Genomic DNA, 15879 nt, shown 5'->3' on the forward strand with positions numbered 1-15879 from the left:
ATCCAAGGGAAAGAATGGAGCATCATGCAGGCCATGCTGGCGAGAGCGATTCTCCATCTTGCTCCACCGGGAGAGGTGGGTCGATAGGGCGCCCTAGGGTGCGGGCACCCACCCATCCGTTGCAATGCGCCCCGGAAGCCCTGCATTGGCCGGTTCGAATGAGATCTCGGATTCGCCCTGCTGCTTCTCGTAGTCTCGCAGTGCGGCAGTGACCCACTTCGAGAGAGCGATGACACCGACGAGGTTCAGGAGGGTCACGACTGCCATCGCGCTGTCCATGAGAGTCCACACAAACGGCAGTGCGAGAACTGCTCCGATGCCGGAACAGGCGACGGCTACAACACGGGAACCGATCTGCCATCCCCGCGAGGTAAGGCCCATGAAGACAAGATTCGCATCCGCATAGGCGTAGGCGCCGAGGATGGAGGAGAAGGCGAAGAAGAAGATCATGATGGAGAACGGCACCGCCATCCAACCACCCAAGGTCTGCGACACAGCATCGGAGGTGATGTGAGAAGACGCTTCTTGGCCCACCTCCTGAAGATTCACAACGCCAGAGGTGAGGATGATGAAGCCGGTAGCTGTGCTCACGAGCATCGTGTCGAAGAAGACCCCAAGAGACTGAATAAGACCCTGGGACACCGGATGGTTAACTGTTGCCGTGGCGGCCGCGTTCGGATTGGTGCCCATGCCGGCCTCATTGGAGAAGAGCCCGCGACGAACACCGTTGAGGATCGCTGCAAGGATGCCGCCCGCAGTGCCTGCGAGAGCCTCATTGAGGCCGAAGGCGGACGCAAAGACATCGCTGAAGAAGCTGGGCAGCTCGCCAATGTTGAGGGCAATGATGACGACAGCAGTGAAGAGGTAGGCCAGGGCCATGATGGGGGAGATGTACTCCGTTGCCCGAGCGATTCCCCGAACGCCGCCGACAAGAACAGCGGCTGTCAGGCTCGCGATGATGAGACCAGAGATCCAGAGCGGCAGGTTGTGGCTCCCGTAGAGAACGCCGGAGATCGAGTTGGCCTGTACCATGGGCATGGCAACGATCATGGAGAACACCATGAAGACAGCAAAGAGATTGGCCAGGGCTCTAGAGCCCGTGCCGTAGAGTATGTAGGTGGCGGGACCGCCGCGGAAAGAACCATCCCCGTGGCGCTGCTTGAAGATCTGCGCCAGTGTCGCCTCAGCGAACGCTGTTGCCATTCCGAAGAAGGCAACCGCCCACATCCAGAACAGTGCGCCTGGCCCGCCCAGGATCATGGCCAGGGCCACGCCCGTGATGTTGCCGATGCCGATGCGGGTGGCCATCCCCATGGCAAAGGCCTGGAAGGATGAGATCCCGCCGTTCGCATTCTTCCGGGATTCTCGAAGATGGGAGAACATCGTACGAACATGCCTGAACTGGACACCCCTAGTCGCAACAGTCAGATAGATGCCGGTGCCGACCAGGGCTGCAATAATGATCCAGGTGTAGACCCAGTCGTTTACGCCCGACAGCCACGTCGTGGCGGGCCCTGTCACATCGGCAAGCCATTGCTCGAAACGTTCCATCACGTTCTCTCCTTCGTCCAAGACGAATCGTGTCACAGCCGGAGAGACAATGCCTGGGTAGACAGTCCGCTTCCAGTACGTGGGAACTATTCTTCCGTCAGGGGAGTGGCGATCCAGGTCCGTTGGATGGAGTGCCTACATGCCCACGGCCATGCCCAGGCCCAGGCAGTGGCCCTGACACAGGTTTGGTTTGGCCTAGCACGAACTTGAGTTCGGGCTTGGTGGTGTCCTTGCTGATTACAGGCGATCTGGAAACGGACGGTCCTTCAAGCTCTCCTCTGTTCCGCATCGCAATGCATTGGGCTGATCGAGCGTGGAATCGTGCGTGCGATCTGACACCCTGTACCGAGGATCAGTCTTTAACCCTCCTCGTCGGGCTAGGCTTGGGCCATCGAAAGGCACAGAGATGATGCCAAAGGCAAGGATGAACGATGTTTGATACCGAAACAGAGCCAACTTCTGAAAGCCAACCGCAAAAGAAGATGTCGCGCGGCAAGAAGGCAACGGTCGTCATCCTTGCTGTCGTGCTCGTCCTTGTCGGCGGCGCTGTCGGTTTCGGGTGGTGGGTCCAGAACAGGCTTGATGGTCTCATCGAACGCATCGGCGATCCGTTCTCCGATATCGAGAGCCGACCTGTTATTCCCGATGATGTAGCGAACCAGCCGGGGCAACCGGTCAACATCCTTGTTCTCGGTTCCGACTCCCGCATTTCTGCCGGTGATCCATCCCAGTGGGAGGCGGGAGCGCAGCGGACAGACGCGATCATGCTCGTGCACATCTCAGGAGATCGAGAAAGCGCAGCAGCGATCTCCATCCCGCGAGACACCTGGGTCGAGATTCCCCGTCACGGCGAGGCCAAGATCAATGCCGCCTTCTCCTATGGCGGGCCAGCTCACATGATTGAAACAGTCGAGCAGTTAACCGACGTCACGATCGATCACTTCGCCATCACCGACTTCGAGTCCTTCCAGACGATGACCGATGCGCTCGGCGGCGTGACACTGAACTTATCCTCTCCGATCGAGACTGGTGACCGTGTGATCCCCGCAGGGGAACAGCGGCTCACCGGGGAAGAAGCCCTCAAGTATGTTCGTCAGCGCTACAACCTCTCGGGCGGGGACTTCTCACGCGTCCAGAGGCAGCAGAACTGGATGAGAGCCATCATGAGTGAAGTCTTCGCGAAAGACATCCTAGGGGATGTCGGAGAGCTCACCACGTTCCTCGAGACAGTTGCGTCCTCTGTTGCGGTCGATGATGGATTCACGATCGGTGAGATGAGGAACCTGGCGCTGAGCGGACGAAGCCTTCGACTTGGAGACATCAGCTTCCTGACCATTCCTCATGCAGGTACGGGCTGGTCCGACAACGGTCAGTCGATCGTCGTCTGGGACGAGGAGAATTCTCGTCCGCTCTTCGATGCTGTGAAGAACGATGGTCTGGCTGACTACCTAGCCAGTGACCCGCCTGGGATTACATTCCTGCCGGGCCAACCGGAGTAAATCTTCAGATGCTGGCAATTAGCGCCGTTATGAGGTCCGCGAGCTACGAGATTCTAAGTGCTCAGGACCCGTCTAGAGATCTCTACCGACGCCCATTGAATCTATTCTTGATTTTCATGTAAGGTCTTCGGTCGTTGTAAGTGTTTAATCTGACACACTGCACTACAGAGTAGATTGCCGGAAGTACCACGCATCGCGCGATTTGTGGCGAGAAGCTTGCGCCAAATCTCGACTCTAAGGGTAGTTAGCGCAAACTTCGTTCGTCTTGACGCGTATCGAGAGACAGACTACCCAAGATGCCGCACTTAGGGGCGCTATGATGAAACTTGGCACGATGACACGGTCGTGGCGTCATACATTGATCCTCTGGGGGAAGCGTGAACAACCAAGTATTTGGAACCGTAGCAATTATCGGTCAAGGCTATGTAGGCCTTCCTCTTGCGAAGGCAGCGTCGGCCGTAGGTTTTGAGGTGTTGGGGTTCGATGTTTCCGACCAGACGGTGGAGGCCCTGCGAAATGGAGTGTCCCACATTGATGACATGTCCGACGATGACATCTCCAAAATGCTGGATCAGGGTTACCATCCGACCGCCGATCCCAATGATCTGAAACGCGCGAGCGTTTTCGTCATCTGTGTCCCCACACCGCTAGCTGACACCGGTGGGCCAGACCTCCGCGCAGTGGAGTCTGCGACACATACCGTTGCGCGTTCACTAACACCACCCGCCACGATCATCCTCGAGTCCACGACATATCCAGGTACGACGGAGAACCTCGTTCAGCCAATTATTGAATCGTATGGCTGGGAACACGGCAGAGGTTTTCTGCTTGCTTTCTCTCCGGAGCGCGTCGATCCAGGACGTGTCGACTACACGATAGTCAACACTCCAAAAGTCGTAGGTGGTGTAACCGAGGACGCCACCAAATCCGCTGCATCCTTCTACGGGCATTTCGTTGAAGAGGTCGTGCCTGTCAAGGGAACTAAAGAGGCAGAGACCGCAAAGCTACTCGAAAATACCTATCGCCACGTCAATATCGCCCTCGTCAATGAAATGGCGATGTTCTGTCATGATCTCGGCATCGATATCTGGGAGGTTATTCGTGCTGCATCGACAAAACCTTTCGGTTTTCAGAAGTTCACTCCAGGCCCAGGAGTCGGTGGGCATTGCATTCCCATCGATCCGAATTACCTATCTTACGAGGTTAAGAAACAATTAGGTTACCCCTTCCACTTCGTGGAACTCGCGCAGGAAGTCAACGCGGGCATGCCGAAGTACATTACCGAGCGTATTTCTGAGATATTGAACAAGGATCGCAAGGCGCTTAATGGTTCAAAGATCCTTCTGCTCGGCGTCACCTATAAAGCTGACATCAAGGATCAGCGAGAGAGTCCGGCGATTCCCGTAGCGCGATACCTCGCCGATTCAGGTGCGGAAATTGAGTTCCATGATCCCCATGTGGAAACATGGAACGCCAACGGTACCCTTTACAATCGCCGGAACGATCTCCAACAGGCCGTCCAAGACGCAGATGTTGTCGTTTTACTGCAGGATCACGAGTCTTATGACGTTGCAGAGCTCGTAGCCTCGGCGCAGCGCTTTTTCGACACACGTGGCGCTGTGGGTGGCGAAGCCGCTTACAGGCTTTAAATTCGAACTCAACGTGGCAGGTTCGGGCTTAGCGCATAGAAGTCAAGCATCGGCCCGAGCTTAGTCATTCATGCTCACAGTGCGCTGACGTCGGGTAGGAACATGCGTGAGCCGTTTCCACTCCGATAACCGGGTGCCAATCCAAGTTCGGCCCTCCAGTATCGAAGTTCAACTCTCAATTAGCGCACCAGTTAGAGGTGGTGGAAAAGGGAAGTTGCATCCAACGAGACCGACCATTCGGCTGGTCTCGCTCGGGACATCCTCTGTAAGCGCGTCGCAGCTGTCGCTTTTATCTTTACCTGCAGCCGCATATCTTGCTTCTGGTTCCCGAAAATGTCTCTCGCAGATCAGCTTACGTACCCTATCGTTCTCTCGGATATGTCGGATTGTTAGTATTGCCGCTCGCTCCCCATACTGAGTCAACTCTGCCCATGTGATCTCGGAGTGCTCGCAACGCGATGCCCGATGGAACGTCTCTACTCCGAACAAAGTGTGCCGCCGAATGATGAGTGTCTGTCGTTCGGCGGCTTTTGTCCTATTCATGAATCTCTGTAGGTTGATTACTGCGTTGCGTGTGAAATGAAGCACTCTTAGATTATAACCTGCCATTTATTTTCGAATCGCTCTAGTGTCACGCAGCCTCGTTTTTCCCGGGTTTACAGTGTTTTCGCTGACATGGATGGTTCTTTGAATCGAATAAACCGACCACAGCGCGAGATATCGACATATGACCTTCGTTAATGTCCTAAAGTTTTGTCGTAGGCCTGGACTATCCTGGGAATTACCTGAGACAGAGGTCTGAGGAGTTAGCACTTCGAAGAAAAGTGGATTTTTCTTATGAGCCAAGAGCGGTTGACTAGCCAACAAGTCGCCTCCTCAGTCGAACGACTTCGTCAGCTTCCTTTGACCTTGAAAATGGGCATCCTGCTCTGCTTCGATGCCTTTGCCTGGTTCTTCTCTTTCGTCACTATCGCAGTTCTGCGCTACGACCTGGGGATGACAGATGAGCAGTGGCGGTGGGCTATCGGATACACGCTCCTCGCTATAGGCCTTCAGGTGATCCTTGAGCTCTCGATCTCCACGATCCACGGGCGCCAGCAAGTCGGCAGCTTCGAAGAAGCATTCATCGTCTCCTGCATTGTTGCCCTTCTGATCTTCCCTGTCGGCTTCGTCATGTCGACATTAATCTTCGACTTCCCCCGTGCACTTGCCATCATCATGCCGCCTTTGGCACTCATCTATATGGCCGCGGCACGTGGCGTCTATCGGCTCCTTCAGACTCGTCGCGTCATAGCGAACAACGATAAGAAGACGGTACGCACCCTCGTCTATGGTGCCGGCGAAGCCGGATACCGTGTTGCTGAGCTTGTCGACCACGCAGATGACACTCTGTACGACATTGTTGGGTTCATCGACGACAGCCCCGGTAAGCAGCGCTTGCGCCTTGGCAATTACAAGGTTCGCGGCACAGGAGAGGACCTCGTCAGGATCGCACAGGAGCGCCAGGTTGACACGGTTATCCTGGCAATTACGAAGGCACCTGCTGAAGTCTTCAAGCGGATCGCTTCGGAGTGCACGGCAAACGGTCTCGACCTTGTCGTGATCCCTCCGGTTCAGGAGATGATCGGTGGCAAGGTCAGCCTTGATCGGCTTCGCCAATTCAATGTTGCTGACCTCCTGGGTCGCCGGCCCATTGAAACAGATCTTCGCAGTATCGCTGATTACGTCATGGGGAAGCGCGTGCTCGTGACAGGCGCCGGTGGATCGATCGGATCCGAGCTCGCACGCCAGGTCTACAAGCTGGGCCCGTCCAAGCTCATTCTTCTGGATCGCGACGAGTCTGAGCTTCATGCAGTTCGCCTCTCCATCGACGGAGACGGTCTTCTCGACACGGACGATGTCGTGCTCTGCGACATTCGTGATCAGGAAGCTCTCAACGCAATTTTCGAAGATCAGCGGCCCCAGGTCGTCTTCCACGCAGCTGCTCTTAAGCACCTCCCGATGCTCGAGCGTTACCCGCTTGAGGGATGGAAGACGAACACGCTCGGAACGCGTAACGTTCTCCAGGCATCACGAGATTTCGGAGTTGATCACTTCGTCAATATCTCGACAGATAAGGCCGCCGACGCAACGAGCGTTCTTGGTCAGACGAAACGTCTTGCTGAGCGGCTCACGTCTTTCCATGCCCAGGAGAGTGGACTCAACTATCTCTCGGTCCGATTCGGTAACGTGCTTGGTTCCCGGGGATCCGTTCTCTTCACGTTCCGTGCTCAGATCGAACGCGGTGGTCCCATCACGGTCACCCACCCGGATGTCACCCGCTACTTCATGACAATCCCCGAGGCCTGCCAGTTGGTGCTCCAAGCCGGGGCGATTGGAACCCCCGGAGACGTCATGGTTCTGGACATGGGAGAGCCGGTCAAGATCGTCGATGTGGCCGAGCGGCTTATCGCCGAATCAGGCAAGGACATCAGCATTCACTTCACGGGACTCCGCAAGGGCGAGAAGCTCCACGAAGTTCTCTTCAGCGATCTGGAAGATCGGGCACCGAGTGCTCATCCGCTCATCAACAGTGTCCAGGTACCAGCACTCAACCCGGTCGATGTTCCGGAACAGCCTGCTGGACGTGAAGAGGTCCTTGCACTGCTCGAAGATACCAGAGCTTCCGTAGATACGGCATTGGCAGAGTACGAGTGGCAGGATCAGTGACGCTCTCTCATGGCTGAAATGATAGTGCTTACCTTCGCGCCCGTGCTTCACCGGCAGATCGCGACGAAATGCGAAAACCGGCCAGTTAAAGTCCCCGCGATAGCAGGATCTGTCTGCAAACTGCTCGCGAAGCGACGTGATCTGTCATGAGCGCGCAAGCATGGATTGCGGTGTGTGTGGCAGCTACTGTGTCGCTCGTTGCTCCGCTGATGCTCAGGCCTGCCTTGGTAAGACTGGCGATTGTCGATATCCCGAACCATAGGTCTTCCCACGACACTCCGACTATTCGGGGCGGAGGGGTTGCTCCACTCCTTGGCATAACCGTTGGAACAGCCGTCCTAGCTGTGCTTTCCCCTCCGGAAATGGATCAAGATTTTCTCGCCATCTTTCTTGTTTCACTCTCTATTGGCTTTCTTGGTTTTGCAGAGGACCTGCGCGGCCTACCTGTCATTATCCGTGCTCTAGTCCAGGTGGGAGTTGGAGCTGGGTTTACGATCTATCTCCAGCCAGACCCAGAGTTTTTCCTTCTTGTTGTTCCGTTTTGCGCGGTGGCTTTTGCAGCAAACGTGAACTTCACGAATTTCATGGACGGTATCAACGGTATTTCGAGCCTCTACGGCTTCGTCGCAGGACTTAGTTTTGGCGTCATTGGTATCCTTTATGACGTGGCAGCTGTTGGGCTCGGTGGATTCCTTACCGCGGCAGTGTTCTTGCCTTTTTTACCGTGGAACCTTAGCCGCAAGAGAATGTTCTTGGGCGATGTTGGAAGTTACCTCCTTGGCGGATTGCTCGGCGCTATCACGATCGTGGCTATTTTTAGTGGCGTAGATCCTTTAGCCGCACTATCTCCTCTCGCGATCTACTGGTCCGACGCAGTATCCGTGATCATCCGGCGCATACTACGTGGCGAAGCCGTGTTTGAGGCCCATCGATCACACACCTACCAGCGTTTGACGGCGGCAGGAGAGTCCCAGCTTCTTATAGCTGCCGTAGTCGCCATTCTCACTTTGGCGAGCTCAACCATCGGAATTGGAGTTGCTAGGTCGGAGATACCTTCCGCTTTCGGTTTTGGTCTGATCCTCGCGGTTTCGATGTCTTACCTGCTATTGCCAAGATTCCTGGGCAGTAAGCAAAATCCTACAAACCTGAAGATTCCAGAAGCCTCCGAGCCTACTTCGATCGACAACGCGAGCGGTCAGTTGCCAAGGATTTGGGCCGTATATGGAGCTTCCGGCTTCGTCGGCTCCGCTCTGGTCGAGTATCTCCGTACCCACGATGTTGTCGTACGTGAATTGCGTGCATCACGGTTACAATTGGACCCTGGCATAGACGAACCTGGAGCAATTGTTCAGCTAGCGTTGTCAAGCGACGTTCTGCCATCGATGCTTCAAGAGCTAAGAGATGTCGATGTCGTCGTCAACGCGGCTGGCTTAGCGACACCGGGCTGCGAAGATAGTGAAGACCTGTATGGCGCAAATTCACTGCTCCCGGTCGTAATCGCTGAAGCCGCGAAAGTGTCTAATGTAAGACGGTTCATCCATCTCAGTTCCGCGGCGGTTCAGGGGAATAGTCCGATCATTGATGAAACGGCAAGGTACAGACCCTTCTCCCCGTACTCGCGTTCCAAGGCTCGAGGGGAACAAGCTTTACTGGTATACTGCCGAACGCTTTCCGAGTCCGATCACCCCCTGTCCATCTCGATCGTCAGAGCAACCTCAGTTCAAGGTTCAGGACGGCCAACCACTGAAAGTCTCCGCCGAATTGCATCCTCCTGGGTCGCATCTGTTGCGTCCCCAGGAGATCAGCCCAGCATCGTGAGCAGTGTGGCCGGGCTGGTGCAGTACGTGGAACGGGTGTCTATATATAACGGACAAGTTCCACCCATAGTGCTCCAGCCTTGGGAGGGGATGACTACGACCGAAGTACTCGAATATGCTGGTAGTCGGCGACCGAGGAAGTTACCTAGGTGGTTTTGCGTCATATGCATTCGCGCATCTCATATCGCTGGAATTTTCTTGCCAGGTGTCCGCGCAGCCTCTCGACGCCTGGAGGTTATGTGGTTTGGGCAGCGACAAGTAGTTGATGGATTTCTTCACCCGACCATTCCAAACTCCGAAGATTTGAAAGCGACTTTGATACAACAGTGGGTGGCAAAATGAAGATTGGTATGCTGTCTCAGTGGTATGACCCCGAGACTGGACCCGCAGCACTCCCTGGCGTCTACGCACGAGAGTTTGTGAGGCAGGGGCACGAGGTTAGTGTGTTGACGGGATTTCCGACTTACCCTGAGGGCAAGCTCTACCCGGGATACAGCATGCGGGTGAGAGAGCAGGAGTTTGGTCCTTCCCATACGGTCACCCGCGTCCCAGTTTTTCCGAGCCATAGCCGCTCCTCGGTGGGTAGGGTTCTTAATTACACAAGCTTTAGTCTTTCAGCTACACTCCTGGCTGGCCGTCCGATGAAAAACGTCGATGCACTTTGGGTATATAATTCGCCGGTCACGGTAGCTCTACCCATGCTCTGGCACAGTAGTCTTGGAAAAACACCCATATTCCTCCATGTACAGGATCTTTGGCCGGACTCGCTCATTGAGAGCGGGATGTTTACGGACGGTAGAGTTGCCGACTTCACCTCCCGTTTGATTTCTTCGCTGGTTCGATTGACCGAAAGAAGATCTGCCGTAGTTGGGGTAATTTCGGAAAGCGTGCGCGACTTAATCCTCGAAAGGCACCCTGGAATCGAACCCGCAAAAATCAAGTATGTTCCGAACCCTACAAATGAGGACCTATTTAGGCCGTCGCGTTTAATTCGTCAAGAGTTTGGAATTGAGCTTCCTGACGATGAAACTCGAGTGATGTATGCGGGAGCCATCGGAGACGTCCAAGGCTTAGAGACGCTCTTGCACACGGCATTTGAGCTTCGTCAACGCGATGACATCAAATTTGTTTTGGTTGGCGATGGCATCCGAAAGCGGGATCTAGAGATCAAATCCGAAGAAATGGGTCTAAAGAACATTGATTTTGTCGGCAGAGTACCGCAAAGTGAAATACCGATCTTGATGGCCCAGTGTCACATCCACCTCGTAAGTTTGGCGACGAGTCCTTTCCTGAGGTACACGACTCCAAGTAAAATACCTTCGCTTTTAGCGTCCGAGGTTCCGATAGTTGCCCAGATCGATGGCGACGGGAGACGGATGATAGAGCGGTCTGGAGCAGGTATTGTCGCAACACCTGGAGACCCCGTTGCGTTGGCTGCGGCAGTGCTATCGCTGGCTGAGCGGACGTCGTCAGAGCGTTTAGCAATGGCGAAGCGTGGTCGTAGCTTCTACGAAGAGAATCTTTCCGCTGAAGCGGCAAGTTCCAAGATCGTCTCCTCGATCATGGAGGGGTCAGGATCATGAATGCTTTTCTTATAGCGCAATCTTCGACGCTCTTGTGGCATTGGAGCCCGGACAGTCAGCTGTTGAATATTTGCTGTGAACTTGGCAGCAGAAGTTGCAAGGACTTGATGTGAGCAGAAGTGGAAGTATTTTTCGATTGTTGTACGAACTAGAAGCTAGGTGAAGGTCGTAGATTATGAGCACAATTTCCGAATCGGTAGTGACGATTACGGGCGGGACGGGATCTTTCGGATCAACGATGGCGAAGCATTTGCTGGGCCTTGGGGCGTCCCAAGTCAACATCTTGAGCCGCGATGAAGCGAAGCAGGACGAAATGCGTCGTGCTTTCAACGACGACAGAGTTCGATTCTTTATCGGTGATGTTCGCGATAAGGGGTCGGTGTTGCCTGCTATGCAGGGCGTCGACTACGTCTTCCATGCGGCGGCGCTAAAGCAAGTACCGTCATGCGAGTTTTTCCCGGGCCAGGCAGTGCTGACAAATATTCAAGGTAGTGACAACGTGATCCAGGCAGCCAGCGAGTCTGGCGTACGCTCATTAGTCTGTCTCTCCACAGACAAGGCCGTCTACCCAGTTAATGCGATGGGAATGTCCAAAGCTCTGATGGAAAAGACGGCTCAAGCATATGCGCGGAATTACGCGGATTCACGAATGACGGTCTCGGTCACGAGATATGGGAACGTCATGTATTCGAGAGGGTCCGTGATTCCAGTATTCGTGAAACAGATACAAGATAAGAAGCCCTTGACTCTTACAGAGCCGCAGATGACGCGATTCCTCATGTCCCTTGCAGACTCCGTAGACTTAGTCGAGCACGCATTTAGCAATGCTAAAGCCGGGGATCTTTTCGTGAAGAAGGCACCAGCGGCAACCGTCGAAGTACTTGCTCGTGCCGTAGCATCCCTGTTGGGAGTCGATGACCCCGAGATTCGCGTTATTGGTTCTCGTCACGGGGAGAAAATGCATGAAACGTTGCTCAGTCGCGAAGAGATTGCTAAAGCATCGGACGAAGGCGACTATTTCAGGGTTCCACTCGACGCGCGTTCACTACAATACGAGCTCTACTTCGATGAGGGGCGAACTGAGATCGGTCGCAACGAGGACTATACATCCGAGAATACGCTCAGGCTAACGGTCGAAGATACGAAGACGCTTCTCCTCGAACTCCCGGAGGTTCGTTCACTTCTGGAGCGCACTATATGAGAGATTCTTCAAATCAGACACGTTCCGATGCCTCTGCAACCACCGTATTGACAGGTGCCGATGGCTTCCTAGGATGGCACACTAGAGCAGCTCTGCATGCCGCTGGCTCTGATGCACTGCGCGTGCGAGTAGGTAGTAATTTCGATGCGCACACGACAGCCGAAGCTCTCGAGGGTTCAGCCCGTCTTATTCACATCGCAGGGGTCAACCGTGGGTCAGAATCCGAGGTTGCCGATGGCAACATCCTGTTCGCGGACCAAATTTCGCAAGCTTTGCGTCAACTCAACAGTCCGCCACCTGCCATCGTTTTCGCCAATTCAACCCAAGCAGGGAACGGTACCGTCTACGGTGAGTCGAAAGCTCGAGCAGCGGATATTCTTCATTCGACTGCCGCCGACTTAGGCCTCGAGTTTACTGACGTTAGACTTCCCAACTTGTTTGGTGAACACGGGAAACCCTTCTACAACGCAGTTACCTCCACGTTCTGTCAATTGCTTGTGGATGGCGAGATGCCTCAGGTCCTCGATGACAAGGAACTGACTCTCCTTCATGCCCAGAATGCTGCGGATCTCTTGACAGGGAGCGCCGGGCTAGATCTTGCTTCGAATCTCGGTAAGCGAATTCTCGTGTCGGAACTCCTGGAGCGCTTGAAGGACATTGCCGACATCTATTCGAATGGTGAAATACCCGATGTCTCGGATCCGTTTGTCCGGGATCTGTTCAATACCTATCGCTCCTATATACCAAATGGCGCGCGCGCATTTACTCACGTTCTAAACTCCGACAGTCGGGGGACCTTCGTTGAGACGATGCGTAGCCATGGCGGGCAAAGCCAGTCTTCATTCTCAACGACAGCCCCAGATGTAACACGTGGCCAGCACTTTCACCGGAGAAAAATCGAACGTTTCACGGTGATCGAAGGCGAAGCAGTCATTGCGATGCGGAAGTTATTTTCGAATGAGGTCATCGAGTTCAAGGTCAGCGGTGACCAGCCCACGTCGATCGATATGCCCACACTGTGGCCACATAAGATCGTGAACATTGGATCGAACACTTTGCTGACTTCTTTTTGGATCAATGAACTCTTCGACCCAACCCAACCCGACACTGTAAGAGAGAATGTTTGACATGGCTGGAAAACTGAAGGTGATGACGGTCGTTGGGACGCGACCTGAAATTATTCGACTCTCGCGTATTATCGCCGCTTTCGAGAAACACACCGAACATGTCTTGGTGCATACCGGACAGAATTATGATTATGAGCTGAACCAAGTATTCTTTGAAGACCTGGGCCTTCGTCACCCAGATCATCTTTTAGACGTTGAAACAAGCTCCCTAGGTGCGACGCTTGCCGGCGTCTTGCGCGGGACAGAGCGCGTATTACTGGAGGAAACGCCAGACGCAATGGTAGTTTTGGGGGACACTAACTCGTGCATTTCGGCCCTGATCGCTAGACGGATGTCTATTCCTGTCTATCACCTCGAGGCAGGAAACCGATCATTTGACCCAAATGTCCCAGAAGAAATTAACCGGCACCTCGTTGACCATGTAGCAGACTATAACTTGGTCTATACAGAACATTCAAGACGTAACTTATTGGCGGAGGGTATCCGACCTTCAAACATTATCGTTACAGGATCTCCTATGAGAGAGGTTCTCGATCACTATGGTCACCGTATAGAGAAGAGTGACATCTTATCGCGTTTGGATCTGGTGAAAGGTGAATACATCGTGGCCAGTATCCACAGGGAAGAGAACGTCGACAACTTTTCTCGCCTTGAGGCGTTAGTGAACTCTCTGAAAGCACTTACCAGTGAATATGGTGTACCGGTGTTTGTGTCTACCCACCCTCGAACTCGAAAGAGGTTGGATGCTGCGAAATTCCAAGTGCCAGAGACCATTATTTTCCATAATCCATTAGGCTTTAGTGACTACGTACGACTTCAGAAGGACGCGCTTTGCGTCGTTTCGGACTCGGGAACAATTTCGGAAGAATCCACGATATTAGGATTTCCCGCTGTCACGCTCAGAGATGCCATAGAGAGACCAGAAGCCGTTGATGTCGGTGGTATCGTCTTGTCAGGTACTGAGCCCAATGACGTAGTAGATGCAGTCTCGTTGGTTTTGAGCCAATACGCCGATCGTGGGCGACCTTCGATTCCGACAGACTACCAGGTATCGGATTCGGCCAGAAGAGTTGTGAGTTTCTTGAGGTCCACTGCTTCGACCCATGCACTAAGGGCTGGCATCAGACAAAAGTCGATGTAGTCCGAATGGTATGACTGACTCTTGAAGTGTTGCCAAGCGGCGCCCTATTCATCCTTATCCAAGAATTTTTGGGTGTTCGTTTGCCATTTGTAATTTTGGTCTCCGATCCTTCGCAGTACTCGTCGTTCTGGAGGTACCAGTAAAATTCTGTCGCCGTTAAATTTCTACCACTACTACAGCATCCCCGAGCCCCCCCCGATCAGTACAATCTTGAGCCAGAGGTGAGCCGTGGCGTAAGCCAGGAAACAAATGAAGAACTTCTCTCTATCGTCAAACGCCGTAGTGCTGTCCGCGGGCCGGGCAATGGCGCAGCTAGTGATGGTCTTGGTACTCGCTGTGTTAGCCAGAATAATTGGCGCTGAGCGCCTTGGCATCGTTGCATCGTCCATGGCCCTTGCTACGGTAGCATCTGGGCTTATCGACTTCGGTGCAGGCTCTTTGATGATCAGAGAGTATTCGGCCCAGAGGCTGACGGCTTCTGAGTTTGCGAGCCGAAATGCGGCCAGAATTTGTTACGGCGTCATTTCCGCATGCGTCATGCTGGCTCTGGGGCTAGCTTTGGGAGTGCAAGGGATACTAATGCTTGCGCCAGCGTTCCTTTTGGCTTCAGTATTCTCCCAGACTGCACAGGTGTGCCTGGTGGCTACACACAAAGGAATGAAACTCAGTGTTCTGTCCTTCTCCGAGAGGATGATTCTCGCTGTTGTTTTTGGAACTACCGTGTATTTCACGGATCTAACGCCGGAACTTGCTTTTGCGGCAGGGTACTTATGCGGTTCAACCGTCATGTTGGTGCTGGCCTCCAGCATTGCCTCTGAGTTAAAGCCAAGCTTTCGGAGGATCGCGTGGAGAAGACTGTGGAACGGCAGCCGATACTACGGTCTTTCTACGGCTGTAATCTCGTTACAGAGTACCGATGTTCTGATTGCGAATGCAGTCGTCGGCCCGGCAGTCGCGGGCATCTATGGCGCTGTTTCAAGATGGACTATGCCAATTACATTGGCGACAGGAGCTTTTGCCGCAATCATGAACCCAGTCGTTTCGGCGGCCAAGGACAGAGATGATATCTGGCATCGAATCCGTGGAGCACTTTGGATCCCAATCGTTTCGGCCGCCATCGCTGCAATTATGTTCATATTTGCTGGCACATTCGTGAATTTGGTGCTAGGCGAGGAATTTGCGTCTTCGACCGGCGTCTTACAGGTACTCGCTCTTGCCGCTGCTTTAAGCGCGTTCTCGCAAGTCGCCCAAGTGCTGTTGCAGGCTCGAGGCAGAGAGCGGAGTGTTGCGATCAGTCTCGGTTGCACTGTTGCGGTTCAGCTAGTACTAGTTCCTCCAATGGTCGCTCATTTCGGCGCGCTGGGATTGGCTGTAGCTTCTTTTGTTGCTCAAACGCTACTGTCTATCAGCTATTGCCTCTTATTGTTAAAAGTTTGGAGGAGGAGTTGAAAGGCGCAAACGAGTTTAGATACCGAGCGAAATATGTCGTAATGCTACTCCGCAACGAACCGAGTCATCTGGGTATCTTTCGATCAGGGGCGAGCGAGAGAAACACTCGTCTGCGACCCTACCCCCGGTGTCCAATTGTGTTAGGCGACAGTG

10 protein-coding genes are annotated in these 15879 nt (G+C 53.9%); 9 read left to right on the forward strand and 1 reads right to left on the reverse strand.

All coding sequences use genetic code 11. The features are described from left to right. Positions 1–93 precede the first annotated feature (93 nt). A complete protein-coding gene (locus H2O75_RS05095) occupies positions 94–1551 on the reverse strand; it encodes an alanine/glycine:cation symporter family protein (RefSeq protein WP_182174951.1) in 1458 nt (485 codons plus the stop codon). Between the two features lie 431 nt (positions 1552–1982). On the opposite strand from H2O75_RS05095, the gene H2O75_RS05100 reads away from it, so the two are divergent. From H2O75_RS05100 to H2O75_RS05140, 9 genes are all read left to right on the forward strand, one after another. Next, positions 1983–3050, forward strand: a complete 1068-nt coding sequence (locus H2O75_RS05100) for an LCP family protein (protein ID WP_259365319.1) — start codon at positions 1983–1985, stop codon at positions 3048–3050. Positions 3051–3427: 377 nt separating this feature from the next. Then, complete coding sequence (locus H2O75_RS05105) at positions 3428–4699, forward strand: nucleotide sugar dehydrogenase (protein WP_182174533.1); 1272 nt, start codon at positions 3428–3430, stop codon at positions 4697–4699. 903 nt (positions 4700–5602) lie between these two features. After that, positions 5603–7408 carry a polysaccharide biosynthesis protein gene (locus tag H2O75_RS05110; RefSeq protein ID WP_220462791.1) on the forward strand — a complete coding sequence of 602 codons (1806 nt, stop codon included), beginning with the start codon at positions 5603–5605 and terminating at the stop codon, positions 7406–7408. A gap of 362 nt (positions 7409–7770) precedes the next feature. After that, a complete protein-coding gene (locus H2O75_RS05115; RefSeq protein ID WP_182174536.1) occupies positions 7771–9567 on the forward strand; it encodes an NAD-dependent epimerase/dehydratase family protein in 1797 nt (598 codons plus the stop codon). Further along, positions 9564–10808, forward strand: a complete 1245-nt coding sequence (locus H2O75_RS05120; RefSeq protein WP_182174539.1) for a glycosyltransferase family 4 protein — start codon at positions 9564–9566, stop codon at positions 10806–10808. The genes H2O75_RS05115 and H2O75_RS05120 overlap by 4 nt, the downstream gene beginning before the upstream one ends. 175 nt (positions 10809–10983) lie before the next feature. Beyond that, on the forward strand, positions 10984–12009 hold the full coding sequence (locus tag H2O75_RS05125; protein WP_182174542.1) for a polysaccharide biosynthesis protein: 1026 nt from the start codon (positions 10984–10986) through the stop codon (positions 12007–12009). Then, on the forward strand, positions 12006–13136 hold the full coding sequence (locus H2O75_RS05130; protein ID WP_182174545.1) for a polysaccharide biosynthesis C-terminal domain-containing protein: 1131 nt from the start codon (positions 12006–12008) through the stop codon (positions 13134–13136). Before H2O75_RS05125 ends, H2O75_RS05130 begins: the two co-directional genes overlap by 4 nt. 1 nt (position 13137) lies before the next feature. Further along, the gene (gene wecB, locus H2O75_RS05135) at positions 13138–14277 is read left to right on the forward strand and encodes a non-hydrolyzing UDP-N-acetylglucosamine 2-epimerase (protein ID WP_220462792.1); all 1140 of its coding nucleotides are present in this window, start codon (positions 13138–13140) and stop codon (positions 14275–14277) included. Between the two features lie 249 nt (positions 14278–14526). Continuing rightward, positions 14527–15726, forward strand: coding sequence for an oligosaccharide flippase family protein (locus tag H2O75_RS05140; RefSeq protein ID WP_182174551.1), 1200 nt, complete (start codon positions 14527–14529; stop codon positions 15724–15726). The last annotated feature ends 153 nt before the right edge of the window (positions 15727–15879 follow it).

The organism is Flaviflexus equikiangi (assembly GCF_014069875.1).
In the GTDB taxonomy this organism is placed as follows: domain Bacteria; phylum Actinomycetota; class Actinomycetes; order Actinomycetales; family Actinomycetaceae; genus Flaviflexus; species Flaviflexus equikiangi.